The organism is Colwellia sp. RSH04 (genome assembly GCF_003545765.1).
In the GTDB taxonomy this organism is placed as follows: Bacteria; Pseudomonadota; Gammaproteobacteria; order Enterobacterales; family Alteromonadaceae; genus Colwellia.
In genome coordinates, this window is record NZ_QXIO01000055.1 from 1 (window position 1) to 569 (window position 569).

The 569-nt window shown below is 47.8% G+C and carries 1 protein-coding gene; it reads right to left on the minus strand.

Translation table 11 applies throughout. From position 1 onward, the window contains the following. The coding region (locus D1094_RS18720; RefSeq protein ID WP_220452581.1) for a hypothetical protein at positions 1-569 on the minus strand (569 nt) is incomplete at both ends.

Below are 569 nucleotides of genomic sequence, written 5' to 3' on the forward strand. Positions count from 1 at the left end.
ATGGTAATAACACCATTGTTATCAATGTGATAATAACCATCGGCCGACGTGGTGCTGCCATTGCTGAAAGTATACGTTGCCACATCAGGATTATTCGCTAGCGTCCCGACAACCGCATCGGCCACTTGGTTTTCTTCATAACTAAAGCTTTGGTCTGACAGGCTTGGCGCCGTGTCATCTACATTGGTTTCACTTAAGGTCACGGTGATGGTCGTTTCATTACCCGCAGCATCGGCAGCAATCACATCATAATCACCGCTGTTCGCGCCCACTTCAAAATCATTGACGTGCGCTAAGATACCCGCCGCGGTAATGGTAATCACACCATTGTTATCAATGTGGTAGTAACCATCGGCCGACGTGGTGCTGCCATTGCTGAAAGTATACGTTGCCACATCAGGATTATTCGCTAGCGTCCCGACAACCGCATCGGCCACTTGGTTTTCTTCATAACTAAAACTTTGGTCTGAAAGGCTTGGCGCCGTATCATCTACATCCGTTTCACTTAAGGTCACGGTAATTGTCGTTTCATTACCCGCGGCATCTGAGGCAATAATGTCATAGTCACC